The organism is Pannonibacter sp. I15F10I1 (assembly GCF_900185665.1).
Classification (GTDB): Bacteria; Pseudomonadota; Alphaproteobacteria; order Rhizobiales; family Stappiaceae; genus Pannonibacter; species Pannonibacter indicus.
Genome location: NZ_FYAN01000026.1, coordinates 950,602 through 975,543 on the forward strand (window position 1 = coordinate 950,602; position 24,942 = coordinate 975,543).

21 protein-coding genes, 1 tRNA gene and 2 riboswitches are annotated in these 24,942 nt (G+C 64.9%); of the genes, 8 read left to right on the forward strand and 14 right to left on the reverse strand.

The window, feature by feature from the left end; translation table 11 throughout:
* Window position 1 precedes the first annotated feature (1 nt).
* Both IF10I1_RS17595 and IF10I1_RS17600 read right to left on the reverse strand, forming a co-directional pair.
* A complete protein-coding gene (locus IF10I1_RS17595; RefSeq protein WP_186393715.1) occupies window positions 2-1,606 on the reverse strand; it encodes an ABC transporter substrate-binding protein in 1,605 nt (534 codons plus the stop codon).
* A gap of 50 nt (window positions 1,607-1,656) precedes the next feature.
* Entirely contained in the window at window positions 1,657-2,277 is a 621-nt protein-coding gene (locus IF10I1_RS17600) for a helix-turn-helix domain-containing protein (RefSeq protein WP_186393716.1), read from the reverse strand.
* Between the two features lie 80 nt (window positions 2,278-2,357).
* Here IF10I1_RS17600 and IF10I1_RS17605 point away from each other — a divergent pair, with 80 nt between their 5' ends.
* Genes IF10I1_RS17605 through IF10I1_RS17620 form a run of 4 tightly spaced genes read left to right on the forward strand, consistent with a single transcriptional unit; the run spans window position 2,358 to window position 5,881 of the window.
* Entirely contained in the window at window positions 2,358-3,410 is a 1,053-nt protein-coding gene (locus IF10I1_RS17605; RefSeq protein WP_186393717.1) for an ABC transporter permease, read from the forward strand.
* On the forward strand, window positions 3,407-4,309 hold the full coding sequence (locus IF10I1_RS17610) for an ABC transporter permease (RefSeq protein WP_186393718.1): 903 nt from the start codon (window positions 3,407-3,409) through the stop codon (window positions 4,307-4,309). Before IF10I1_RS17605 ends, IF10I1_RS17610 begins: the two co-directional genes overlap by 4 nt.
* A 10-nt stretch (window positions 4,310-4,319) precedes the next feature.
* A complete protein-coding gene (locus IF10I1_RS17615; RefSeq protein WP_186393719.1) occupies window positions 4,320-5,156 on the forward strand; it encodes an ABC transporter ATP-binding protein in 837 nt (278 codons plus the stop codon).
* Window positions 5,153-5,881 carry an ABC transporter ATP-binding protein gene (locus tag IF10I1_RS17620; protein ID WP_186393720.1) on the forward strand — a complete coding sequence of 243 codons (729 nt, stop codon included), beginning with the start codon at window positions 5,153-5,155 and terminating at the stop codon, window positions 5,879-5,881. Before IF10I1_RS17615 ends, IF10I1_RS17620 begins: the two co-directional genes overlap by 4 nt.
* On the opposite strand, the gene IF10I1_RS17625 is transcribed toward IF10I1_RS17620, so the two are convergent.
* Entirely contained in the window at window positions 5,842-6,906 is a 1,065-nt protein-coding gene (locus tag IF10I1_RS17625) for a helix-turn-helix domain-containing protein (protein WP_244284742.1), read from the reverse strand. The genes IF10I1_RS17620 and IF10I1_RS17625 overlap by 40 nt on opposite strands.
* A 146-nt stretch (window positions 6,907-7,052) precedes the next feature.
* On the opposite strand from IF10I1_RS17625, the gene IF10I1_RS17630 reads away from it, so the two are divergent.
* Window positions 7,053-7,490 carry a rhodanese-like domain-containing protein gene (locus tag IF10I1_RS17630; RefSeq protein ID WP_186394024.1) on the forward strand — a complete coding sequence of 146 codons (438 nt, stop codon included), beginning with the start codon at window positions 7,053-7,055 and terminating at the stop codon, window positions 7,488-7,490.
* A 13-nt stretch (window positions 7,491-7,503) separates the two neighbouring features.
* Here the strand turns inward: IF10I1_RS17630 and IF10I1_RS17635 are convergent, their stop codons facing one another.
* The 4 genes from IF10I1_RS17635 to IF10I1_RS17650 all read right to left on the reverse strand — a co-directional run bounded on the left by IF10I1_RS17635 (window position 7,504) and on the right by IF10I1_RS17650 (window position 12,525).
* The gene (locus tag IF10I1_RS17635; RefSeq protein ID WP_186393721.1) at window positions 7,504-8,406 is read right to left on the reverse strand and encodes a DMT family transporter; all 903 of its coding nucleotides are present in this window, start codon (window positions 8,404-8,406) and stop codon (window positions 7,504-7,506) included.
* A gap of 90 nt (window positions 8,407-8,496) precedes the next feature.
* Window positions 8,497-8,654, reverse strand: a riboswitch (FMN riboswitch).
* Window positions 8,655-8,714: 60 nt separating this feature from the next.
* Complete coding sequence (locus IF10I1_RS17640) at window positions 8,715-9,380, reverse strand: HAD hydrolase-like protein (protein WP_186393722.1); 666 nt, start codon at window positions 9,378-9,380, stop codon at window positions 8,715-8,717.
* On the reverse strand, window positions 9,377-11,389 hold the full coding sequence (locus IF10I1_RS17645) for an acetyl/propionyl/methylcrotonyl-CoA carboxylase subunit alpha (RefSeq protein ID WP_186393723.1): 2,013 nt from the start codon (window positions 11,387-11,389) through the stop codon (window positions 9,377-9,379). The genes IF10I1_RS17640 and IF10I1_RS17645 overlap by 4 nt, the downstream gene beginning before the upstream one ends.
* A 185-nt stretch (window positions 11,390-11,574) precedes the next feature.
* The gene (locus IF10I1_RS17650; protein WP_186393724.1) at window positions 11,575-12,525 is read right to left on the reverse strand and encodes a sensor domain-containing diguanylate cyclase; all 951 of its coding nucleotides are present in this window, start codon (window positions 12,523-12,525) and stop codon (window positions 11,575-11,577) included.
* Between the two features lie 265 nt (window positions 12,526-12,790).
* On the opposite strand from IF10I1_RS17650, the gene folB reads away from it, so the two are divergent.
* Complete coding sequence (gene folB, locus IF10I1_RS17655) at window positions 12,791-13,156, forward strand: dihydroneopterin aldolase (RefSeq protein ID WP_186393725.1); 366 nt, start codon at window positions 12,791-12,793, stop codon at window positions 13,154-13,156.
* 147 nt (window positions 13,157-13,303) lie between these two features.
* Complete coding sequence (locus IF10I1_RS17660) at window positions 13,304-13,615, forward strand: hypothetical protein (RefSeq protein ID WP_244284743.1); 312 nt, start codon at window positions 13,304-13,306, stop codon at window positions 13,613-13,615.
* 7 nt (window positions 13,616-13,622) lie between these two features.
* Here the strand turns inward: IF10I1_RS17660 and IF10I1_RS17665 are convergent, their stop codons facing one another.
* The 5 genes from IF10I1_RS17665 to cobU form a co-directional block, all read right to left on the reverse strand.
* On the reverse strand, window positions 13,623-15,110 hold the full coding sequence (locus tag IF10I1_RS17665) for a cobyric acid synthase (RefSeq protein ID WP_186393726.1): 1,488 nt from the start codon (window positions 15,108-15,110) through the stop codon (window positions 13,623-13,625).
* Complete coding sequence (cobO, locus tag IF10I1_RS17670; RefSeq protein ID WP_186393727.1) at window positions 15,110-15,751, reverse strand: cob(I)yrinic acid a,c-diamide adenosyltransferase; 642 nt, start codon at window positions 15,749-15,751, stop codon at window positions 15,110-15,112. The genes IF10I1_RS17665 and cobO overlap by 1 nt, the downstream gene beginning before the upstream one ends.
* Before the next feature lie 5 nt (window positions 15,752-15,756).
* Window positions 15,757-19,512, reverse strand: coding sequence for a cobaltochelatase subunit CobN (gene cobN / locus IF10I1_RS17675; protein ID WP_186393728.1), 3,756 nt, complete (start codon window positions 19,510-19,512; stop codon window positions 15,757-15,759).
* Window positions 19,513-19,618: 106 nt separating this feature from the next.
* On the reverse strand, window positions 19,619-20,746 hold the full coding sequence (gene cobW, locus IF10I1_RS17680) for a cobalamin biosynthesis protein CobW (RefSeq protein WP_186393729.1): 1,128 nt from the start codon (window positions 20,744-20,746) through the stop codon (window positions 19,619-19,621).
* The gene (gene cobU / locus IF10I1_RS17685; protein ID WP_186393730.1) at window positions 20,743-21,315 is read right to left on the reverse strand and encodes a bifunctional adenosylcobinamide kinase/adenosylcobinamide-phosphate guanylyltransferase; all 573 of its coding nucleotides are present in this window, start codon (window positions 21,313-21,315) and stop codon (window positions 20,743-20,745) included. Before cobU ends, cobW begins: the two co-directional genes overlap by 4 nt.
* Window positions 21,316-21,450: 135 nt before the next feature.
* Window positions 21,451-21,675, reverse strand: a riboswitch (cobalamin riboswitch).
* A gap of 271 nt (window positions 21,676-21,946) precedes the next feature.
* Between cobU and IF10I1_RS17690 the strand changes: the two genes are divergently transcribed.
* Window positions 21,947-22,022 (forward strand) — tRNA-Asn (locus tag IF10I1_RS17690).
* A gap of 79 nt (window positions 22,023-22,101) precedes the next feature.
* On the opposite strand, the gene fhuB is transcribed toward IF10I1_RS17690, so the two are convergent.
* Together fhuB and IF10I1_RS17700 are read right to left on the reverse strand one after the other, a co-directional pair.
* Window positions 22,102-24,060, reverse strand: coding sequence for a Fe(3+)-hydroxamate ABC transporter permease FhuB (gene fhuB / locus IF10I1_RS17695; RefSeq protein WP_186393731.1), 1,959 nt, complete (start codon window positions 24,058-24,060; stop codon window positions 22,102-22,104).
* A complete protein-coding gene (locus IF10I1_RS17700) occupies window positions 24,057-24,941 on the reverse strand; it encodes an ABC transporter substrate-binding protein (protein ID WP_186393732.1) in 885 nt (294 codons plus the stop codon). The genes fhuB and IF10I1_RS17700 overlap by 4 nt, the downstream gene beginning before the upstream one ends.
* Between the last annotated feature and the right edge of the window lies 1 nt (window position 24,942).

Below are 24,942 nucleotides of genomic sequence, written 5' to 3' on the forward strand. Positions count from 1 at the left end.
CTCAGTTCTTGGTCACGAGACGGTAGTAGACGAAATCGGACGTTGCACCGTTGACGTAGCCCTGCACCTTGCCGTTCATGGCCACCTGCTTGACGGCCTGGAACATGATCACGTAGGGCGATTCCGCCTGCATGGCCTGCTGCAGTTCGCCATACATTTCGAGGCGCTTTTCCGGCGACTTTTCGGTCAGCGCGGCCATGGTCTTCTCGTTGATCTCCTGCGGCGGCATCCAGGCATTGCGCCAGGTGGTCGTCGAAGCATACTTGTCGTCCGAATTGTCCGCGTTATAGGCGAAGGCCTTGGCGTTGGAATGCGGGTCCATGAAGTCCGGGCCCCAGTAGAGCAGCATGCCCTGATGGGTGCGGGCGCGGTACTTGGTGATCACCTGCGCGCCGGTGCCGGGGATGATCTCGAAGTTGATGCCCGCCGGAGCGAAGGACGACTGCAGCGCCTGCGCCATGTCGGTGAAGGGGCTGGAGTTGATCACATCAAGCTGGATCGTCAGCGGCAGCGTGACACCGCCATCGGCGAGGATCTGCTTCGCCTTTTCCAGATCATACTTGAACGGCGTGTCATTGACCGCACCCGGGAAGCCTTCCGGCCAGAAGGCCTGATGCACCATCATCTGGCCCTTCAGGAAGGTGCTGGCCATGCCGTCATAATCGACGAGATAGCGGGCAGCCTCCCACAGCGCCTTGTTGGTCAGGGCCTCGGTCTTCTGGTTGAAGGAAATCCAGTGAACGGCGGCCTGCGGATAGGTCTCGACCTTGATGTCGGACTTGCCTTCGAGACCCGACACCTGATCCGGCGTCAGGTTCTTGGCCATGTCCACATCGCCGGATTCCAGCAGCAGGCGCTGGGTGGCGGCTTCCGCCACATGGCGGATGACCACCTGCTTCATGGCCGGTGCGCCGCCCCAGTAATCCGGATTGGCCTCCAGCGACAGCATTTCGGAAGGCCGGTAGGCGCGCAGCTTGAACGGGCCGGTGCCGGCGGAGTTCTTGTTCAGCCAGGCATTGCCCAGATCGTCATTTTCCTGATGGGACATGACCGTTTCCATGTCGACCACGGAGGCAACACGGGCGGCCAGAACGTTGAGCACGAAAAGCGGCGAGAAGTCACCGGCATAGCGGACGGTGATCTTGCTGCCGTCCACGGTCACCATCTCTTCGATGTTTTCCGGGGTCCAGCCGAGATTGGCGAGAATGAAGGCGGGCGCCTTGTTGAGCACCAGCACGCGCTTCCACGAGCCCAGCACATCCTCGCCACGCAGCGGATTGCCGGAGTGGAACTTCACGCCATCCCGCAGCGTGAAGACGATGGTCTTGTTATCCGCGTCGATGGCCCATTCGCTGGCAAGGCCCGGCGCCAGCGCCGTGGTGTCCGTTGCGTCGTAATGGACGAGCTGGTTGTAGACGTTGACGACATATTCGCCGGAGGAAAACTCATAGGCGGTCGCCGGATCGATGGTGACGATGTCATCGATGTTCTGCGCGACGACGAGGGCCGTGCCCGGTGTTGCGGACTGGGCCGGCATCGCGGTCAGCGTGGTCAGGGCCGTCAGCGACAACAGACCGGCGGCAAACGCGGTTCTGAAAAGCTTCATTGTCTTCTCCTGAAGGAAGGCAGGTTTGTCTTGGCCGCAGGCATGCCCCCCTACGGCTGTTCGGGGGTTCGGCCAATGAGCCGGGGCGTGTTACCGGTCCACAAGATGCGGACGGGCCGGTCTCCGGCATTGGCGAAGGAATGGGGCGTGTCGCCCATGAAATGCAGGCTGTCTCCGGCGTTGAGCGTGAAGACCGCTTCGCCCAGCGTCTGGCGTAGCGTGCCTTCCAGCACGACGATCAGTTCCTCGCCCGTATGAGATGTCTGTTCCGAGGCATAGCCAACCGGGATGTGGACGATGACCGAGGAGAGCCCTCCGCCCGGCAGCACCGTGTTGAGCCGCTCGTAGGACAAGGCCCCCTCGCCCAGCGAAAACAGTTCGCGCTCGCCCGAGCGGGTGATGCTGTTTGCGGGCTTTGGCGTTGCAACGAACCAGTCGATCTCGACGCCCAGCGCATCGGCAATGGCAGCCAGCGTGCCCAGCGAGGGCGTCGCCTTGCCGCGCTCCACCTGCGACAGGAAACCGACGGAGATGCCTGCCTGATCGGCCAGCTGCTGCAGGGTCAGATCCCCCTTGCGCCGCAGCTCGCGGATGCGGCCGCCAAAATGCGGCGTCGGCGCAACGGTTGCGCTGGCCTGCATCTCCCCGGCGTCATTGAGGGCGTTGCTCATCACGGCTCTCCAAAATTTCTTTGACGCTAGTAAAAAAATTTTGCTACGTCAAAAGAAGTTTAACTGGCAAGGAAAACGCCGTGAGCAACGCCACCCTGACCGGCCGCCGGGGCGCCCTTCCTGCCCGGCTCGCTTCCCTGCTGTGGTTTGCCGTCACGATTGCGCTGACCTTCCTCGGCCTGCTCGCCATCACCTTTGTCATCGGCCGCGTCGTGCCGATTGACCCGGTGCTGGCTGTCGTGGGCGACCGGGCACCGAAGGAAGTCTATGACGCGGTGCGCCTGCAGATGGGCATCGATGATCCGCTGCCCGTCCAGTTCGTCCGCTATGTGGGCGACGTGCTGCAGGGCGATCTCGGCCGGGCGGTGACGACCTCCAATCCGGTGATCGAGGATCTGGCCCGGGTGTTTCCCGCCACCTTCGAGATGGCGACGCTCGGCATCATCATCGGCGTTGCCGTTGGCGTGCCGCTGGGTGTGTGGGCCGCCGCGCGACAGGGCAGCGTCATCGACCAGATCATCCGCGTCATCGGCCTTGCCGGCTATGCGGTCCCTGCCTTCTGGCTCGGGCTTGTCGGCCTCGTTCTGTTTTACGCCAAGCTCAAGTGGGTTGGCGGGCCGGGGCGGATCGACATCTTCCTTGATGGCATGGTGACGCCGCGCACCGGGCTGCTGCTGGTGGACAGTCTGATCGACCGCGACATGGACAGCTTCAAGAGCGCCTTCGCCCACATCATCCTTCCGTCAACGATCCTCGGCTTCTTCGCCCTCGCCTATATCGCCCGCATGACGCGCTCCTTCATGCTGGAGCAGCTGGGGCAGGAGTTCATCACCACCGCCCGCGTCAAGGGCGCGCCAGAGCGGGTGGTGATCTGGCGCCACGCCTTCCGCCCGATCCGCGTGCAACTGATCACCGTCATCGGCCTGTCCTATGCCGGGCTGCTGGAGGGCTCGGTGATGATCGAAACCGTGTTCTCCTGGCCGGGCATCGGCAACTACCTCACCAACGCCCTGCTCAATGCCGACATGAACGCGGTGCTGGGCGCAACGCTGGTGATCGGCGCCGTCTTCATCTGCATCAACAAGCTGTCTGATGCGCTTTATCTCCTTCTCGACCCGAGGGCCCGCGCATGAGCTCGACCCGCGACTGGCTGCTGGACGAAACGCCCGCCACCCGCCTGCAGGCCCAGCTGGGCCAGGCCTACCGCACCTTGCGCGCGCTCTTGCGCAATCCGCTGACGGTGGTGGGGCTGGTGATCATCCTCACCCTGCTGCTGACGGCCGCCTTCGCGCCATGGATCGCACCCTACAGCCCGATTGAAGGCCAACTGACCGACCGCCTGCTGCCCCCCTCCGCCGCGCACTGGATGGGCACGGACGAGTTGGGCCGCGACATCTTCAGCCGCGTTGTCCATGGCGCCCGCATCACGCTGTTCATCGTGCTGCTGGTGGCGATCATTTCCGCGCCGCTCGGCCTCATCATCGGCGCCATATCGGGCTATTTCGGCGGCGTGGCGGACCGCATCATCATGGGGCTCACGGATATTTTCCTCTCCATGCCCCGGCTGATCCTCGCCCTTGCCTTTGTCGCCGCCCTCGGGCCCGGCATCGAGAATGCGGTGATCGCCATCGCCATCACCGCCTGGCCGGTCTATGCCCGCCTTGCCCGCGCTGAAACGCTGACCATCCGCAAGGCGGAGTTCATCGCCGCCGTACGGATGCAGGGGGCGAGCCATGGCCGCATCATCCTGCGTCACATCCTGCCGCTGTGCATGTCCTCCACCATTGTCCGCGTCACGCTGGATATGGCGGGCATCATCCTGACGGCCGCAGGCCTCGGCTTCCTCGGCCTTGGGGCGCAGCCGCCGCTGCCCGAATGGGGGGCGATGATCTCCCGCGGGCGGGCTTTCATTCTGGATCAGTGGTGGGTGGCCACCATGCCCGGCTTTGCCATCGTCATCGTCAGCCTCGGCTTCTGCCTCTTCGGCGACGGTCTGCGCGACGTGCTTGATCCGCGCCAGCGCACGAAATGAGGGACCGGTCATGAGCACGCTTCTCGACGTTCAGAACCTCAAGGTCCGTTTCCCCACCGAGCGCGGCGAGGTGGAGGTGGTCAAGGGCATCAGCTTCTCGCTGGGCCGCGAGCGGCTTGGCATCGTGGGCGAATCCGGCTCCGGCAAGTCCATGACCGGCCGGTCCATCATGGGCCTGATCGGTCATCCGGGCCGCGTCACCGCAGACCGGATGATGTTTGACGGCATTGACCTCACGAAAACCGGTGAGGCCGGATACCGGCGCCTGCGCGGGGCGCGCATGTCCATGGTGATGCAGGACCCAAAGTTCTCCTTGAACCCGGTCATGCGCATCGGCGAGCAGATCGGCGAAGCCCTCGCCTTCCATGCGCGGATGAGCGCAAAGGCGCGCAAGGCCAAGGTTCTGGAAGCGCTGGAAGCGGTGCGGATCAACGATCCGGAGCGGGTCTATGGGCTCTATCCGCATGAAGTTTCGGGCGGCATGGGCCAGCGGGTGATGATCGCCATGATGGTGATCCTGGAGCCGGACCTGATGATTGCCGACGAGCCGACCTCGGCGCTGGATGTCTCCGTCCGGGCGCAGGTGCTGGAAATCATGGACGATCTCGTCCGCCGCCGGGGCATGGGGCTGATGCTGATCAGTCACGACCTCAACATGGTCTCGCACTGGTGCGACCGCATCCTTGTCATGTTCAACGGCGAAATCGTCGAGGAATGCGCCGCTGGCAAGCTGCATGAGGCGAAGCACCCCTACACGCAGGGGCTCATCGCCTCCCTGCCCCGCCTCAACGAGACCCGCGAGCGCCTGCCCGTGCTCGACCGCGCCGCACTGGAGAAACTCAAATGATCGGCGTTGAAGGCCTCACGGTTGTCTATGGCGCCACGGCGGTGGTGCGGGATGTCAGCTTTTCCGTCGCCACGGGCGAGAGTTTCGCGCTCGTAGGGGAATCGGGCTCCGGCAAGTCCACCATTCTGAAGGCGCTGGCCGGACAGGTGGACAGCTGGTCCGGCGCGCTGACGCTCAGCGGCCTGCCGCTCGGCCACAAGCGCACCAAGGCGATGATGCGCCATGTGCAGATGGTGTTTCAGGACCCCTACGGCTCGCTGCATCCGCGCAAGACGGTGGATGACACCTTGAGCGAACCGCTGGCAATCCATGGGTTTGGCGGCCGGGACCAGCGGGTGCTATCCATGCTGGATGCGGTCGGCCTTGCCCGCAAGTTCCGCTTCCGCCTGCCGCATCAGCTCTCCGGCGGTCAGCGCCAGCGTGTGGCCATCGCCCGCGCCCTGATGCTGGAGCCGGAGCTGCTGCTGCTGGATGAGCCGACCTCGGCGCTCGATGTGTCGGTGCAGGCGGAAATCCTCAACCTGCTGAAGTCCCTGCGCGAGGAGCGCGGCCTCACCTATCTGCTCGTCACCCACGATCTGCCGGTGGTTTCCTTCCTCTGCGACCGGCTGGGCGTGCTGCGCCATGGCCAGCTGGAGGAAATCGCCCCTGTATCCGCCCTGAAGGCAGGCGCCCTGACCAGCGCCTATGGCCGCGAACTGGTGGAGCGCAGCGAGGCGTTCTGAGAAACTTCCTCTGACGCTGGACTAATGGAGCCCTGAAACTCCGCCCGGTAGCGGGATGGCGGGACGGTCATGATCCGGCGGAAATGCAGGCGGAGGGTTTCCGGCGCGCCGAAGCCGCAGCGCGCGGCGATGGCGTCGATGCTTTCGCTGCTTGCCTCCAGCAGATGGCAGGCATGGCGGATGCGGGCGCGGATCAGCCAGTCGAGCGGTGCCAGACCCGTGGCATCGCGGAAGCGGCGGCTGAGGGTGCGCAGGCTGCAGCAGGCGGCATCCGCCATACGCTGTAAGTCCCATTCCTGATCCAGTTCCCGCTCGATCCGCTCAAGCAGGGGCGCCAGCGAGCCTTGAGGAAAACGGGCAACGGGCCGTGGCACAAACTGCGCCTGCCCGCCCTCCCGCTGCGCCGGAACCACAAGGCTGCGGGCCAGCGCATTGGCCGCCTGCCAGCCGAAATCCCGGCGGACCAGCGACAGGGACAGATCGATGCCGGCCGCAGACCCCGCCGCCGTCAGCACGGTGCCATCTTCCACGAACAGCACGTCCTCGACGATGTCAGAGGCAGGCGCCACCCGGCGCAGGTCCGGAATGTAGCGCCAGTGCGTCGTCGCCCTGCGGCCGTCCAGCAATCCCGCCGCCGCCAGCAGAAAGGCACCGCTGCAGAAGGTGACCAGCCGCGCACCGCGTGCATGCGCTTTCTGAAGCCTGTCCTTGAGGCCGGGCGGCAGCCGGTGGTCCCGCTCCGGCCAGCCGGGCACGAGGATGATATCCGCCTCATCAATGAGACTCACCGGTTCGTCCGCCCGCACCGAAACGCCGCCGCTGGCCGAGACAGTCTCCATCTCCACCGCGACTGCGGCAAAACGGTACCACGGCCCCTCAACCTCGGGCTTTTTCGAGGCAAAGACCTCCGTGCAGATGGAGAATTCAAAAAGGCTCAGCCCCTCATAGACCAGCGCCACCGCCAGCGGCGCCTGCTGTGCTGCCTTGCGGCTGATGGCCTGCGCCTGAACACCCATAATGCCCATGATGCCCTCTTTGATCACATGGCATGATCCTACCGGACAATGGCATTCAGGCCAATGGTGACGAAACGGATTTCCGGCGATCTTCAGCCCATCCCAGCCCGGCCCTGCCGCAGTCAGACGCGCCGGAGAAACACGAGGATGAGACGATGCCCAGTTCCGTGACCCAGTTTCCCGCCGCCCCTTCCGCCGAGGCTCTGGCCCATTTCGAGGCACGGCTTGGCTTTGAGACCGATTGCTGGGACGTGCATCACGCCCTTGCCACGGGACAGCAGGACTTCGTGCTGCTGGATGTGCGCAGCCCCGCGCTGTACGAAAGCGGCCATCTGCCGGGCGCGCTCAACCTGCCCCATGGCAAGATGACGGAGCGGCGGATGGCGGAGTTTCCGGAAGGCTCGCTCTTCGTCGTCTATTGCGCCGGGCCGCATTGCAACGGCGCCAACAAGGCCGCCGTCCGCCTCGCCCGGCTCGGCCTGCCCGTCAAGGAACTCATCGGCGGCGTCACCGGCTGGCTGGACGAGGGCTTTGCGCTTGCCAAGGGCATGGAACCGGGCAGCGTTGCGGAGTTGGAGGGGGCGGAGGTTTGAGGCCTGCAGGCTCTCACGCCGCCTGTGCGGTCAGGCGGCCTGAGCGTTTTTCGTCGGCCAGAACGAGGAAGGAACCGGCAAGGATCAGGGCCGCACCGGGCCAGAGGTAGCCTTCCGGTGCGAAGCCGAAGGCGAGCCAGCCGGCGAGGATGTTCAGCGGCAGTTTCAGGTGATCGAAGGGCTGCACGAAGGCCGCGTCGGCGCGGGCATAGGCCAGCGTCAGCAGATAGTTGGCGCTGACGGTGAAGAGCCCGGCGCCCAGCGCCAGACCAATGCCCCAGCCCTGCGGCAGCACCGTGCCACCATCGGTCAGTGCCATCAGCGCGTTGGCGGGCGTCAGCAGCATCAGGAGGAAGAGGGTCACGGTTTCCGGCTCTTCCTCACCGGTCAGGCGCTTGGTGACAAGCGAGGCCCCACCCCACAGGGCGGCCGCCAGAACCGGCAGAAGGCTGGCCAGCACGAAGTCATCCGACCAGGGCGCCAGCAGGATCATGCCGCCGGCAAAGCCGGTGAGCGTTGCCAGCCAGCGCAGCGGGCTGACGGCTTCGCCCAGAAACAGCCGCGCTCCGGCAATGACGAAGAACGGCGAGGTCATCACCAGCGCAATCGCCTGCCAGATCGGCACATGGGCCAGACCGAAGGCCCAGGCCTGCACGCCGCCAACGGCCAGCATAACCCGCAGGGCATGCAATCCGGGACGGCGCATGGTGAAGCGCCTCAGCCCGCCGCGCAGCACCAGCGGCAGAGCGAAGAGGAAGGCGACGAAGTATTGCCAGAATGCCGCACTCGAGGCGGGCAGCCCGTGCAGCATCGTCGCGCCTTGCAGGCACAGATTGACGATGGCAAAGGACGCCCCTGCCCCCACCATGCAGGCAGCGGCCGCAAGCGGCTGGCGGGAAAAGCTATTTGCGGACATGCACGGCGCTCCAACGCTGTCGTCATGTCCCCGGGGACAATCATGCGCATGGCAAGCCGCACCCGTTGCGGCGGGCGGGCCAGCTGGCGCACAAGCTCTCTTTCATCCGGACTATACCGTCGGCTCCGGCATCGCACCGGATCTGCTGACCCTCTCCGGCAAGCCGGAGAGGCGCTCGCGGGCTCCGGGCAGGAACGATCCTGCCTGATACCGCCGGTGGGGAATTGCACCCCGCCCCGAGAACTTCTGTGCCAAGGCATAGACCCGCCTGCCCTGTTGACGCAAGAGGGCAGATCAGGATTTTTCAGTCAGACTGAAAGCCAGCTGCCGATATCAGCTGGCTCGGCGGCGATCAGCGCGGGCTTTTCCGCCTCCAGCTCCTCGCGCGAGCCATAGCCCCAGAGCACGCCGATGCTGCGCAACCCGTTGGCATTGGCGCCGATCAGGTCATGCTTGCGGTCCCCGACCATGACGCACTGCCCGGCCTCGCGCCCCTCTTCGGCCAGCAGATAGGCGATCAGCTCCGCCTTGGCCGAGCGCGTGCCGTCCAGCTCCGAGCCATAGACGCGGACGAAATCCGGCATCAGGCCGAAATGCTCGACGATCTTGCCAGCATAGGCATGGGGCTTGGAGGTGGCGACATAGAGGGTGAAACCGGCCGCCGCCAGCTGGCGGGTCAGCGGTGCAATGCCGGTGATCAGCTCGTTCTCGAAAAGGCCGGTTGCCGTGTAGCGCTCGCGGTAAAGCGCCACGGCCCGGTCCAGGAGCGCCCTGTCACTGCTGCTCAGAAGTATGGCAAAGCTGTCCCACAGCGGCGGGCCGATGCACCAGCCCAGCTCTTCGGCTGGTGGCACAACGGCACCCAGGGCTGCGAGGGCATGCTGGATGGACCGCGTGATCCCGGTGAAAGGATCGGTGAGGGTTCCGTCCAGATCGAACAGGACCGTATCGATCCCGCCAGAGGACTGCGTCATTCAAACTCCATGATCACGGCATCCACCGCCAGGCTGTCGCCGGGCTTGGCCTTGATCGAGGAGATAACACAGTCACGTTCGGCGCGAAGCACGTTTTCCATCTTCATGGCTTCGACGATGGCCAGCTGCTCACCCGCCTTCACCTCCTGCCCTTCGGTGACGGCGATGGAGACGACGAGGCCCGGCATCGGGCACAGCAGCAGGCGGGAGGTGTCCGGCGGCAGCTTTTCGGGCATCAGCGCATCCAGCTCCGCCGTGCGCGGGGTCATGACGCGGGCGATGACGGAGAAGCCCTGCCAGTCGAGCCGGTAGCCGCTGCGCACCGGGCGCGCCTGCACCGTGACGCGCTTGCCGCCCACCGTGCCGTTCCACAACGCATCCCCCGGTACCCAGCTGGAAGTGACCGTGACCGGCGCGCCCTCGCCCACGGCAATGTCCATCTCGATGGGCGTGCCGGGGTAGCCTTCGGTGAGGCGCACGGGGATGTAGGCTTTGCCGACCTTGACGGTCCAGGCTTCGCGCACCGCACCCGAATGCGGGCGCAGGCGGCCCGGCAGATGGTCCAGCCGCTCGCGCCGCAGGGTTTCCATGGTCAGTGCCACGGCGGCCAGCGTTTCCAGCGCAGCCGCATCCGGCTCCGCCGGAGCAAAGCCTTCGGGATACTCTTCGGCGATGAAGCCGGTGGAGAGGGTTCCGGCACGCCAGCGCGGATGGTTCATCAGCGAGGTCAGAAAAGGCACGTTGTGCTGGATGCCATCCACGTAGAAAGCATCAAGCGCTTCGGACATGGCCGCGATCGCCCCGGCCCGGTCCGGCGCATGGGTGACCAGTTTGGCGATCATCGGGTCGTAGAACATGGAGATTTCCGAGCCCTCGACCACGCCCGTGTCATTGCGCACGGTCACGCCATCACTCACTTTTTCCTCCGGCGGGTTGTAGCGCACAAGCCGGCCGATGGAGGGCAGGAAATTGCGGTACGGGTCTTCCGCATAGATGCGGCTTTCCACCGCCCAGCCGTTCAGCTTCACATCGGACTGGCTGATGGAGAGCTTTTCGCCGGCGGCAACGCGGATCATCTGCTCGACCAGATCGATGCCGGTGATCAGTTCCGTCACCGGATGCTCCACCTGCAGGCGGGTGTTCATTTCCAGGAAGAAGAAGCTCTTGTCCTGCCCGGCGACGAATTCCACCGTGCCGGCGCTGTCGTAGTTCACAGCCTTGGCGAGGGCCACCGCCTGCTCGCCCATGGCGCGGCGGGTGGCCTCGTCCAAGAGCGGCGACGGGGCTTCCTCGATGACCTTCTGGTTGCGGCGCTGGATGGAGCATTCGCGCTCGCCCAGATAGATCACGTTGCCATGCTTGTCGCCCAGCACCTGAATTTCGATATGGCGCGGGTTCTGGATGAATTTCTCGATGAACACCCGGTCATCGCCGAAGGAAGATGCAGCTTCCGACTTGGAGCGGGCATAGCCCTCATGCACTTCGCTCGCGTTCCAGGCGATGCGCATGCCCTTGCCGCCGCCACCGGCGGAGGCCTTGATCATCACCGGATAGCCGATTTCCTCCGCGATCTGCACGGCCTCTTCGGGAGACTCGATCACCCCCAGATAGCCCGGCACGGTGCTGACCCTGGCCGCATTGGCGAATTTCTTGGATTCGATCTTGTCCCCCATGGCCTCGATGGCCTTGGGGTTGGGGCCGATGAAGACGATGCCTTCCGCTGCCAGCGCTGCCGGGAAGGCGGCGCGCTCGGACAGGAAGCCATAGCCCGGATGCACGGCCTCGGCGCCGGTCTGCTTGCAGGCGGCGATGATCTTGTCCATCACCAGATAGGACTCGGATGCGGCGGCCGGGCCGATATGCACCGCTTCGTCAGCCATCTCCACATGCAGGGCGTCCCGGTCGGCGTCGGAATAGACGGCTACGGTCCTGATGCCCATCCGCTTCGCGGTCTTGATGACCCGGCAGGCGATCTCGCCCCGGTTTGCGATCAGGATCTTTGAAAACATGCCTCGCCTGCTCCCGCGTCCATCTGGCCCGTTCCGTCGCGTGATGAACGGTTTGCCAGCGATATTTGTAAGCCTTCCTTGGGTTTTAGGCGGGCTGTACCTGCGGCGCAATATCACCAAAGGATGAGCCGCAACGGACTCATCCTGACGTTCGCCAGGGCTGCCCCCTGCCTGCCAGAGCAGTCTTAACCGTAGAAGCCTGAAAAATGCACGCGGTCGCGGCCTGCCGTCTTCGCAGCATACAGCGCCTCATCGGCCTGCTTCAGCAGCAAGCTGTAAACAGCATCACCGCCGCCGGCCCAACTGCCAGATGGGAGGAAAGCAACTCCGGCACTGATGGTCACACATCCAAACGGACTGGACTTGTGCTCGAAGGCCTGTCTTGCAACTGCAAGATTGATGCGCTGGAGAATCTCAAAGGCCTGATGGCCAGTGGCTCCTGGCATGAGAACCACGAACTCTTCTCCTCCGTAGCGTGCAACGCCATCGCAGGCGCTACGGATCTGGCTGGAGATGAGGCTGGCCACTCGCTGGAGGACTGTATCACCTGCCGGATGACCATAGGTGTCATTGTAACGCTTGAACCAGTCGACATCGATCAACCCGAGAGAAACAGGCAGATTGTCCTGCTGCAAGCGGGCAAGCTCAGTATCAAGCAAGTCCTGAAAACCATTCCGGTTAAGTACACCGGTCAGCGGGTCGGTGGCAGCGAGCCGCTTGATCTTCTCGTAGGCATCCAAAAGCCGGGAGTTCGTTTCCGCCAGCTCCACCTCCAGCCGTTTGCGCCCCGAAATGTCCGACAAAGTCACGAAAACCGCCGGAAACTCCTCTGCTGCCTCAAGAGCCAGCAAGGTGACAGAGACCAGATAATGCGCCCCACGGAACTCAATCTCATGGTCGGGGACATCCATCCCATTGGAAAGGAAATGAAAATCCCGTTGTACATTCGCAACGATCTCAGGCGGACAGAAATCCCCGATGCACTTGTCTTTAAGATCTTCCAGAGCAACCCCGAGCATCGCCGCATATTTTTGATTGGCTGCCACATAACGGAAATCCCTATCCAGCAAACACGCAGAGACTGGGAGCGAAAGAAACAACTTCAGCAGCTCGCTAGCTGGCATTCCCTTGAACATGGCCACCCGCAGTTGGAACAAGGCAATTCAGTTTCAATCATGAATAAGGATTCTTACGTAGAAGAACCCTGAAATTATTCATATAATTACAAGTATAAACCTGAACGAAGCAATTGAAAGCGTCTGCGGCCCCAAAAAGCAAGTTTGACCCTTGCAGCGCCCGCGCCCGTTTATCCGGCACACCGCTGGATTTTCCCCGGCCAATCGCCTATCACCCGCTGGCCTGCCGCCCTTATCTGCTGCGGCGCCAGCCTGTGAGCCTTCCATGGATGCCATTCACCTCGAAGATCTTGCCTTCTACGCCTATCACGGGCTCTACGAGGAGGAGATGCGCCTGGGCCAGAGGTTCATCGTCGACATGAGCTGCTGGCTCGATCTCGGGGCTGCCAGCCGCGAAGACGAATATGACCTGACGGTCTGCTACGGCATGCTGGTGAAGACCATCGAAGGCGTGGTGCTGAACAACCGCTTCAATCTCATCGAGCGCCTTGCCGGGGCGATCATCGAGGCGGTTCTGGCGGCCGATAGCCGGATCGAGAAGGTGCGGGTGCGGGTGCACAAGCCGGGTGCACCTCTTCCCATTGCGCAGGGGCGCGCCAGTGTCGAGCTGGAGCGCACACGCGATCGTTAAGGCGTGCGGGCTGCCCTGCCCTTGCCGCCCGTCTGCGGGAACCTAGGTTCCACCGGGCCGTTATATCTCAAACCGGCAGGTGTTTCCCCGGACTTGCCGCTTCCTTGAGGGAGCAGAAGGATCGGGTGCGTCTTGATGGAGATGATGATGTCTGGATTCATGCGACATGCGGCCCTTGCGCTGACGGTCCTCGCAGCTGGCACGAGCGTTGCCGCAGCAAGGCCCGACCTGCGGCAGATGACCTGCGCCGAAGCTCAGCAGACCGTGCTGCGCAATGGTGCCGTGGTCTTCACCACCGGGCCTTACACCTATGACCGTTTCGTCGCCAATCACTCCTATTGCGACCGCTGGGAAGAGGCGGTGCCGGTGACCGCTGCCACGCGCGACACGCCGCAGTGCCCGGTGGCCTACAAATGCCAGGAACCGGCCTTCAACAACCGCTTCGGCTGGGATGACTGATCTGCCTTCACACCCGTGACCGGGCAAGGCGCAGGATCAGGTCCATGTCCATGTGGCGGGCCAGATGCCCGGCCAGTTCATCCAGCACTGCGTCAATGGACGCCGTGTAGGAGACTTCCGCTGCCGCCCCGAGGCCTGACAGCCAGGCGGCGCGGAAGGCGTCTCCCGTGAAAAGCCCGTGCAGATAGGTGCCCAGCACCCGGCCATCGGCGCTCTGCGCCCCATCGTGCCGCAAGCTGCCTGCACTCTCCCGCAGGCTCAGAACCGGCCTTGCACAATCCGGGCCCGAGGTTTCGCCAAGGTGGATCTCATAGCCGGAGATGGGCACCTGCGCAGGCAGGAAGGTGCCCTGCGCCTCGCGCAGCTTCTTGTCCGCCGTCAGCACCGTATGCACATCAAGGAAGCCAAGCCCCTCAACCGTGCCCACCCGGCTCTCGATCCCATCCGGATCGGCAATGGTGCGGCCCAGCATCTGATAGCCGCCACACAGGCCGATGATCCGTCCGCCGCGCCGGTGATGGGCGGCAAGGTCGATGTCCCAGCCCTGCGCCCGCAGGAAAGCCAGATCCCCCATGGTGGATTTGGTGCCGGGCAGCAGCACCACATCCGCATCGCCCGGCAGCGGCTGGCCGGGCTGCACCAGCACCAGCGTCACCCCCGGCTCCTGCCGCAGAGGGTCGAGATCATCGAAATTGGCGATGCGGGCGAGAACCGGCACGGCGATCTTCACCGGCCCGTTGCCGAGACCATCCTCAAGACCCAGCGCATCTTCGGCCGGCAGCAGCCCGGCCTTTGCAAACCACGGCACCACCCCGGCTGAGGCCCAGCCCGTGCGGCGGACGATCTCTGCAAGGCCATCATCGAACAGCGACGGATCGCCCCGGAAGCGATTGATGAAAAAGGCGCGGATGCGGGCCTGCTCCTCTGGCTCCAGCACCGCATGGGTGCCGACCAGCGCGGCAATCACCCCGCCCCGGTCGATATCCCCGCACAGAAGCACCGGCAGGTCAGCGGCTTGCGCAAAGCCCATGTTGGCAATGTCGCCCTGACGCAGATTGATCTCCGCAGGGCTGCCAGCCCCCTCCACCAGCACCAGATCCGCCTGTTGCGACAGAAGAGCGAAACTCTCCAGCACCTTCGGCAGCAGTTCAGCCTTGCGCGAACCATATTCACGCGCCCGCATGGTGCCGAAACGGCGGCCCTGCACGATCACCTGCGCGCCCGTATCCGTCTCCGGCTTCAGCAGCACCGGGTTCATGTGCACGGTGGCCGGCATCCGGCAGGCCATGGCCTGCAACGCCTGCGCCCGGCCAATCTCCCCGCCATCAACTGTGACAGCAGCGTTGTTCGACATGTTCTGCGGCTTGAAGGGAGCAACCTTCAGGCCCTGATTGGCAAAATGGCGGCACAGGCCCGCGACGATCAGGCTCTTGCCCACATTCGATCCCGTGCCCTGCACCATCAGGGCGGGCTTGCGGATGCCCGCCTGCGCCATCAGTATTCCACCCCCGCCTGCGGCTTCACGCCGGAGCGGAAGGGGTGCTTCACCTGTTCCATCTCGGTGACGAGATCGGCCACCTCGATCAGCTCATCCTTGGCGTTGCGGCCGGTGATGACGACATGGACGTCTTCCGGCTTCTCATCCTTCAGGAAGGCGACCACCTCGGCAATGTCGAGATAATCGTAGCGCAGCACGATGTTCAGCTCGTCGCAGAGCACCATCCGGTAGTCACCGCTGGTGATCATCTCCTTGGCCGCATCCCAGGCTTCCTGTGCCGCAGCAATGTCACGCTGGCGGTCCTGCGTTTCCCAGGTGAAGCCCTCGCCCATGCGCTTGACGGTGACAAGATCGGCAAAGCGCTCCAGCGCCTGCGTTTCGCCCGTGTCGAGGCGGCCCTTGACGAACTGCACCACGCCGACCCGGTGGCCATGGCCGAGGGAGCGGAACACCATGCCGAAGCCAGCGGTGGATTTGCCCTTGCCCTTGCCGGTGTGGACGATAGTCAGGCCCTTCTCGATGGTCTTGGTGGCCATGATCTTGTCGCGCGCCGCCTTCTTCTTGCGCATCTTCTCCGCATGGCGGGCGTTCAGGTCTTCTTCGGTCTGAATCTCGGTGTCGGTGTCGGTGTCGGTCACGGCGGTCAGGCCCTCATGGCTTGGGATGTGAGCTGGCTGGAGAGGCCAGCATGGACGGAGTTGCGGCGCGGCGTCCAGAGCCCGCGCCGGATCGCTTCGTCAAAGCGCTGGAGAATATCCTCATAGGCGGCGGGATTGGCATGGGCCAGGAACTCTCGCACGGCGGTATCCTCGATATAGGCGGTGTAAAGCTGATCGAAATGATGCTCGCGCACCGCCCGCGTCGTCGCGGCGAAAGCAAAGAGGTAATCCAGCGTCGCCGCAATCTCGAAGGCGCCCTTGTAGCCGTGGCGCATGACCCCGGCGATCCACTTCGGGTTCGCCGCCCGGCCGCGCACCACGCGGGAAATCTCCTCTGACAGCGCCCGCACCACGGGCCGTTCGGGCCGCGAATGATCGGTGTGATAGCTGACGGGCGCCTCCCCCGTCAGCGCCTCGACCGTTGCCGCAAGCCCGCCCTCGAACTGGTAGTAATCGTCGCTGTCGAGCAGGTCATGCTCGCGGTTGTCCTGATTGTGCAGCACCAGATCGACGCCGCGCAGGCGCGTCTCGAAACGCTCGCGCACCGCCTCGCCTTTCGCCCCGCCGCCGTAGGCATAGGAGCCCCAGGCGAGGAAGGCATCGGCGAAATCCTCCCGCCCCTGCCAGATACCCTCATCCATCAGCGCCTGAAGACCGGCACCATAGGCACCGGGCATGGAGCCGAACACGCGGATGGAGGCCTCGGCAAAGGCATCATCCCGGGCAAGGCCCCTCGCCTGCAGCTCCGCCCGCTCGGCCCGCACCCGCGCGGCCATCGGATTGGCGCTTTCCGGCTCGTCGAGCGCGGCCACCGCCCGCACCGCACTGGTGAACAGGTCCATCTGATGCGGGAAGGCATCGCGGAAGAAACCGGAGATGCGCAGCGTCACGTCGATGCGCGGCCGGCGCAGCTCCGACAGGGGCATGATTTCAAAGCCGGTGACACGGCCCGAGCCCGGCTCCCACACCGGCCTTGCGCCGATCAGCGCCAGCGCCTGCGCAATGTCATCGCCGCCGGTGCGCATGTTGGCGGTGCCCCAGCAGGTCAGCACCAGCGCCTTCGGCCACTCGCCCTCGTCCTGAAAATAGCGCAGCGCCACTTCCGCCGCCGAAGCCTGACCCAGCCGCCAGGCAATCTCGGTCGGCACGGCGCGCACATCGACCGAATAGAAATTCCGGCCCGTCGGCAGCACATCCGGCCGGCCCCGCGTCGGCGCGCCAGACGGCCCCGGCGGCACGAAACGGCCATCCAGCGCCGCCAGAACCGCCGCTGTTTCCGCAGATCCGGAGGCGACGACGGCAGGCCTCAAAGTGGATTCAATCTCCTGAAGAGCAGAAGCTGCTGCAACCAGATCCGGACATTTCATTTCCCCGGAGACAAGCTTGACGGCCAGAAGCTCCAACCGCTCCACCGTGTCACCGCAGGAGCGCCACAGGGCATCGGACATGCCCGCCAGAAGCTCCGGCTTCGGCCCATTCCAAGGGGCGGCAAAATCGCAGGACAGCGGATCGAAGTCTGGCGCATCGGCGAGCAGATCACGCGCCAGCGCCCGGATCAGGCTTTCATCCTGAGGCCTGCTTCCACGCGGCACGCGCACCAGCGCGACCAGCAGATCATGCAACAACCGCCCCTGCGGGCTCTCGCCCAGCACATGCAGCCCGTCGCGGATCTGCAATTCCTTGAGGTCACACAGATGCGCATCCAACCGCGCCAGACGGGTCGTCTCGCACATGTCCGGCGTCAGGCCGATATCCGCATCAAGCCCGTGAACGGAAGCAAGCTCCAGAATATCCCGCGTGAGCACCTTCTGCCGGCGCGGATCAACACCGCTGGCGAGATAGTACTCATCGAGCAGGTTTTCCATTTCATTGGCAACGCCATAATTTTCGGCCCGCGTCAGTGGCGGCGTCAGGTGATCGACAATAACGGCGGAAGCCCGGCGCTTCGCCTGCATGCCCTCACCCGGATCATTGACAATGAAAGGATAGATGTTCGGTACCGGTCCTAGCACCGCTTCCGGGTAGCATTCTTCGGACAGCGCCAGCGCCTTGCCCGGCAGCCATTCCAGATTGCCATGCTTGCCGAGATGGACGACGGCATCGATACCGGCCACCTCGCGCAGCCAGATGTAGAAGGCAAAGTAGTTGTGCGGCGGCACCAGATCCGGATCGTGATAGGTCGCCTTGGGGTCGATGTTATAGCCGCGCGCAGGCTGAATGCCTGCATAGATGCTGCCAAAGCGGGTCAGCGGCAGTTCGAAAGCGCCATCGCGCAAGGCAGGGTCATCCTCCGGCCCGCCCCAGCGCGCCGTCACCTGCGCCTGCACCGCCTCTGGCAGGGACGCAAAGGCCCTGCGGTAATCCGCAAGCGCAAAGCGCACATCCACCCGGCGCCCGGCACGCCCATGGATATCATTGGTCACGCCCGCCGTCAGATGGGCCATCAGCGTTTCGGAAGTAACCGGCGCATCAATTGGGACGTCATAGCCTGCGTCCCGCAGATCCGCGATCAGCGCCGCGCAGGAGGCGGGCGTATCCAGCCCCACACCATTGGCAATGCGCCCGTCGCTGTTGGGATAATTCGCCAGCACCAGCGCCACCTTGCGCGCGGCAGCGGGCTTGCCGCCCAGCTTCGCCCAGTTTGCCGCAAGAGCGGCCACATAGGCCATGCGGCTCTCTTCGGGCCTGAAGACCACGGGGCGGAACTGGGTGGCAGGATCAAGGATGCCTTCTTCCTTGAAGGAGACCGCCCGCGTCATCAACCGGCCGTCCAGCTCCGGCAGCACCACATGCATGGCCAGATCGCGCACGGAAAGGCCCTGCGTGCTATCGGCCCAGCCCGCACGGGACGAAGAGGAGAACACCACCTGCAGCACCGGGCGGCCCGGCGCATCCAGCGGCGACGGCTGATGCACGCGTCCGCCACTGGAAACGGCAAAGGCCGTCGCATTCAGCACCACGGCAGGCGGCAGCGCCTCGAACAGGGCCGACAGCACGGCAGCCGATTCCGCATCCTTCAGCGAGGCCACGAAGATGGGCAGCACGTTGAGCCCCTGCCCCTCCAGATGACGGCAGAGCGCCTCGGCAGGCGCCGTCTCGCCCGCCTGCACCAGCGCCCGGTAGAAGACCAGCGCCGCCACCGGCCTTGCCGGATCTGCGAAGCTGGCCGTCAGATCATCGAGCCCCGGCGCGGTGTGGCCGGGCAGGAAAATGCCCGCACGCGGCAGCGGCGCAGGCAGCGGCGGCTCCTGATCCTTGCCAATGAGATGAGCGCAAAACCTCAGCGCATTGCGGTAATTCTCTGCGCCACCTTCAATGCAGTAGCGCCACAGCCGCCGCACGGCGTCCACCGGCACGGTGGAGAGAGCGGCCAGATCCTCATCCCACTTGTCGCAACCCGCAAAGACGGCCAGCTGCAACCCGTTGCGGTTGACTTCCTCCCGCAGCCGGTCGAGCCCGTAGGACCAGTAGCCCGCCCCGCCCAGCAGCCGCAGCACCACAAGCTTTGAACCGGCCAGCGTCTTTTCCGCGTAAAGATCGACGGAATAGGGATGGGTCAGCGCCAGAATGCTGGCCAGCCGCAGCGAAACGGCCCCGCCAAGGGAGGCATGCGCGGCGGCGAAAGCCGATAGTTCCGTATCGGCTGCCGACAGGAACACCAGATCGGCCGGGTCCTGCGCGAGGTCCACGGCATCGCCGCCGTCATCAATTCGCCGGGTTTGACTTGCGAGGATATGCATCTGGCACGCCTTCAATAGGCTCAGACTGGGTGTGCCTGTCCCCGCGTCCCGCCCCTTGCGCATGATGCGTCAGGAGCGGGGCGGCGGGGGTCCACACCGCGAAGGATCAGGCCGCGCGGCCTGCCTGCAGGGAAGCGAGTGCGTCCGTGACGGCGGCGAGATCCAGCCCCTTCAGACCGATCACCACCAGCTTGCCGGGCGCCTTGGCACCTGCCGCGAACCAGGCCTCGACACGCGGGCCAACCGCCTGCACCAGCGCAGGCGCGGCCTTGCCGGAGACCGTCACCGCGCCCTTGATGCGCAGCACGCCCTTCAGCGCCATGGCCTGCTGCACCACCGCCTCAACGTCCTTCAGCGAGGCAAACTCGGGCGCTGCGACCACGTGGCTCTCGAAATCATCGTGGTGGTGATCATGATCATCATGGTCATGGTCATGGTCATGGTCATGGTCATCATCGTGGTCGTGGTCATCATCGTCATGATGATGGTGGTGATGATGCGCACGGCGGGCGGCCAGATCATCCTCGGCCGCAGAGGAGCGGCCCAGCAGTACGTCGATGGGCAGCGAGCCCTTTTCAGCGGCGATGATCTCCACCCCGGCGCGCACATCTTCGGCGATATGCTCACGGATATGCTCCAGTGCGTGATCATCCACCAGATCGGCCTTGTTCAGCACCACCAGATCGGCGCAGGCGAGCTGATCGTGGAAGAGTTCCTCCACCGGATTGTCATGATCCAGCGTTTCGTCGGCAGCGCGCTGCGCGGCAAGGGCTTCCTCATCCAGCACGATGCGCCCTTCGGCGAGAGCTGCCGCATCCAGCACGGTGACGACACCATCCACCGTCACCCGCGTCTTCACGCTGGGCCAGGTGAAGGCCCGCACCAGCGGCTGGGGCAGCGCGAGGCCCGAGGTCTCGATGACGATGTGATCCGGCGGCGTTTCGCGGGCCAGCAGCATTTCCATCGCCGGGAGGAAATCATCGGCCACGGTGCAGCAGATGCAGCCGTTGGTCAGCTCCACCACATCATCGGCAGAGCAGGACGGATCGGCACAGCCATCCAGCAGCGAGCCGTCAAAACCCATATCGCCGAACTCGTTGACGATCAGCGCAATGCGCCGCCCGCCCGCGTTGGTCAGGAGATTGCGGATGAGCGTCGTCTTGCCCGCGCCCAGAAAGCCGGTGACGATGGTGGCCGGGATCTTGGCCACGGCTGGGGTCTGAAAATCGGTCATAGGGAGATATCCGGTTGGGAGGAAGGCTTGAGCACGAGCGGCAGACCGGCGGCCACGAAGACCACCCGGGTGCAGACGGCAGCAAGCTCCTGATTGAGACGGCCCTGCGCATCGCGGAACTGACGCGCCATGGCGTTGTCCGGCACGATGCCGAGGCCCACTTCATTCGAAACGAAAACAACAGGCGCAGGCAGATTGGGCACAAGCGCGCAAAGCGCCTGCGTGGCGGCAGCAAGGTCTACCCCGGCCATCATCAGATTGGTCAGCCAGAGCGTCAGGCAATCAACCAGCACCGCCCGTCCGGGCAAGGCTTCGCGCCGGAGCACGTCCGTCAGATCCAATCCGACGCCGCCCTTGTCCTCGATGGTGCGCCACTCTACCCCGCGCCGGGCGCGGTGCAGGCCGATGCGGCCTTCCATCTCCCCGTCCCATGCGGCGGAGGTCGCCACATAGACAGGCTCAAGCCCGCTTCCGAGGATCAGCTGCTCTGCATATCTGCTCTTGCCGGAGCGTGCGCCCCCCGTCACCAGAACGGAAGATGCGGCCCCCTGCCCTTCAGCCTGCGCCATGGGTCAGCCGCAGGCTTGCGGCATGGCAGCGTCGGGCTCTCTTGCGGACGCGCGGGCGCGATCCGCCCTGCCATCCGCCCAGTCTGGGGGAGTAGAAATCATGTCAGGTCCTCCGGTCCGCCCACCCGGCGGCCTTGGGGTTGCACCACATCAGGCCGGTCTCCTGGCTCGCGGGTCTTCACCTTGCCGCGCCTTCCCGCAAGGGCTGGCCTTGCAGTGGCATGAGGCGGCAAGATTCTCCGCTGACAGTTGCGGGGGCAGCTGCGGCTTTGGAGCCCCGGATTGAGTCGCTCCGCACCGCATTCCCGTTTCATCCCCTTGGGCTTGGCCCGCCGGGGAACCTGATCCTCTCCTTGTAACGGCTTGACGCCAGCGCAGCAAGGACGCCCTTTGGGCACCTCTGCGGCGCAATCGCCGCCCCCGCATCCCGGGCAATGGGTTCAAGCACCGGCACGGATGGGTTATCCACTGGCCCAAGCCGTTGAAAGACCGCAGATTTCCGCCAAAGCCGCCCCTGTGGAAAACTTTCTTGAAGAAAGGGCTTGGCAAATGCTCAAGGCCTTTGTTATACGCCTCTCACCGACGGCGGCGCACACAGCCGCCACCGCAAAGGGCACTGCCCTTCTGGTGATCCGCGATAGCTCAGTTGGTAGAGCGTTCGACTGTTAATCGAATGGTCGCAGGTTCGAGTCCTGCTCGCGGAGCCAACCTTTTCTCTTCCCTGGATAAAATCCAAAGCTTGCCAGCAACGGCAAGGCTTTTTGCGTTTGTGCGGTAGACTGCGCCTCACGCGGGCTTGCGGTAGAGCAGCCAGAGGAAATACGGCCCGCCGATGAAGGAGGCGAGGATGCCGGCGGGGATCTCGTAAGGAAAATCGAGCGTGCGGCCCAGCCAGTCGGCGCTGACCATCAGCGCTGCGCCGATCGCTGCAGCACAGACGATCCGCAGCAGCGCACGCCCCGGCGCCACAGAGGCCGCAATATGGGGCGCGATCAGGCCGATGAAGCTCAACGGGCCGGTGATCAGCGTTGCGGCGGCCGTCAGCAGGGCCGAGAACGCCAGAAGCGCGGTGCGCGAGCGGCGGGGCGAAAGGCCCAGCGCCCGGGCTGTGGTGTCGCCCAGCGGCAGAATGTCGAGCCAACGCCCCATCAGCGGCAGCACCAGCAGCACAACGAGCAGGATGCCGGAAGCGGCAAGGGCCGTCAGTCCGGCGGCGCGGTAGGTCGGCCCCATGGACCAGGCCAGCACGAAGACCGCACGCGGATCACCGCTGGCCAGAATGAAGGATATGAGCGCGGCGGCAAACGTGCCGATGGCAACACCGGCCAGCAGCACCGGCCCCGGTGCGTGGCCGGACTTGCGGGTGATGGCCAGTACGAAGAGGAAGGCAAGCACCGCCCCGCCCGCTCCGCCCCCCAGCAGCAGGAGCGGCGAGAAGGAACCGGTCAAAAGCAGCGCCCCGGTGATGCCGAGCCCCGCCCCGGAACTGACGCCCAGCCCCTCGGGACTGGCGAGCGGATTGCCGGTCATCGCCTGAATGAGACCTCCGGCCAGCGCCAGCATCGCCCCGGCAGCGGCTGCGGCCAGCACCCGCGGCCAGCGCCCTTCAACTAGTTCTCCGGCGGAGAGGCCGCCGGGATGCAGCTGGCTGGTGAGGGAAAAGACCGTGAGCGCGGCAAGACAGGCCAGAGCCAGCAGCAGGACGAGGCGCTGACGGCTGGCGGCCAGAACGGATGGCGCCGGCATGTGTGAACCGCCGATGCGCGTGCTCGCAGGCATGCGGCGCAGCAGCACCAGCAGCAGCACGGCTCCGGCCATGGCGGTGGCTGTTCCCGTGGGCACTTCGGCAATCATGCCGGACAGCGCCAGGACGATGCTGTCGGCAAGCAGCAGCAGCGCCGCGCCGATGATGGGCGCAGAGACAAAACGCCCGGCAAAACTCCGGGCACCGGCCAGCGTTGCCAGATGCGGCGCGGCAAGGCCGACGAAGGCAATCACCCCCACGCGCACCACCACCAGCGCGGAAAGACAGCAGGCCAGCGACAGGGCAACAAGCCGGATCGTGCGGATGGAGAGGCCCAGGCTGCGGGCGCTGGCATCATCGAGCCCGGCAACCGTCAGCGGCCTGAGCAACAGTGCCAGCAGCGGCACGCAGACCGCAAGCCTGACGGACAGGGCCGAGGCATCGGAAAAATCATTCTGCACCAGCGAGCCGCTGGCCCAGATGAAGACCGAGCGCAGATATTCATGCTGGAACAGGGCCAGCACAACGGAAGCCGATCCGGCAAAGAAGCTGACGATCATGCCGCACAAGAGCAGGGTCACCGGCGAAAAACCGTGGCGGGAGGCAAGCATCCCCACCAGCGCCAGTGCGGCAAAGCCGCCCGCCAGCCCCGCCGCCTCGCGCTGCCACATGGCGAGTGCGGGCACGAGCAGCGTTGCCGCCATGATGCCAAGCTGTGCACCGGAAAGAAGACCAAGGGTTGCCGGTTCCGCCAGCGGGTTCTTCAGTACCTGCTGAAACACCACTCCCGCCAGCGCCAGGGCGGCCCCGGCCAGCACCGCCACAGCAAGGCGCGGCAGCAGCGCATAATGCAGATAGATTTCCCCGAAGACAGCCGGGTCCGGATCAAGCAGCGCCGCGCCCAGCGCAGACAGGGGCACATGGGCGCTGTAGGACAAAAGGGTCAGGACGGCGGCAGGCACCAGCAGCGCCGCAAGAAGCAAGGGAAGACGAAGCGTCATGAGGTCTGCAGGGCCTTGGTGAGAATACCGGCAAAACGCAGGGCGGACGGCAAAGCTCCGAAGACCCAGACCGGTGGAATGCTGACAACGCGCCCTGCCCGCACCGCCGGGATGGCCCGCCACAACCCGCTGGCGGCGAGCGCTTCCGGCGGACCAGGCTCGATGATGACGATGCGTGCTTCCGGGTTGGCGGCAATCGCGTCGAGGCCTGCGGTCGAGAAGCCCCAATGACTGCCGCTGTGCTGCCAGGCGGATGGCAGGCCGAGACGGCCCAGCACATCGTGGAAAAGACTGCCGGGGCCGTAGATATCGGCGAGCCGGTCACTGGCAAATTTCAGGATCAGCAGAGGCCGGCCATCATAGGACTGAAGCTCGTTTCGCAAGGCTGTGAACTGGAACTCAGCTTGTTCCAGATAGGCACGCCCCGCTTCCTGAAGCTGCAGGCGGGCGGCAATCACCTCAAGTCCCTCTTCAGCCCGTTTCAGCGGCTGGCGTTCCGGTGTGTAGAGCGGCAGGGAAAGCACGGGCGCAACCGGCTCCAGCATGGCCGCCGGAACGCCATAGCCGGTCTGGGTGACAATCAGATCCGGCCGGAAGGCGCGCAGCAGTTCCATGTTGGGCCAGGAGCGCAGGCCCAGATCGATGGTGCCCTCCGCCAGCGCCGGGCTGACGACACGCGCGCCATAGAGCGGGGCTTCCGCCACCGCGGCAGGTGCCACGCCCAGCGCCAGCAACGTTTCGGCCCAGGCCCAGTCCAGCACGGCGATGCGCGGCGCCAGCTCTCCTGCCCGGCCGGTCCGGGCCAAAAGCGGGAGGGAGGCAAACCCAAGCAACGCGGCGGCAAATTGCCGCCGCGTCAGAGCATTCGGTCCGGAGATCATC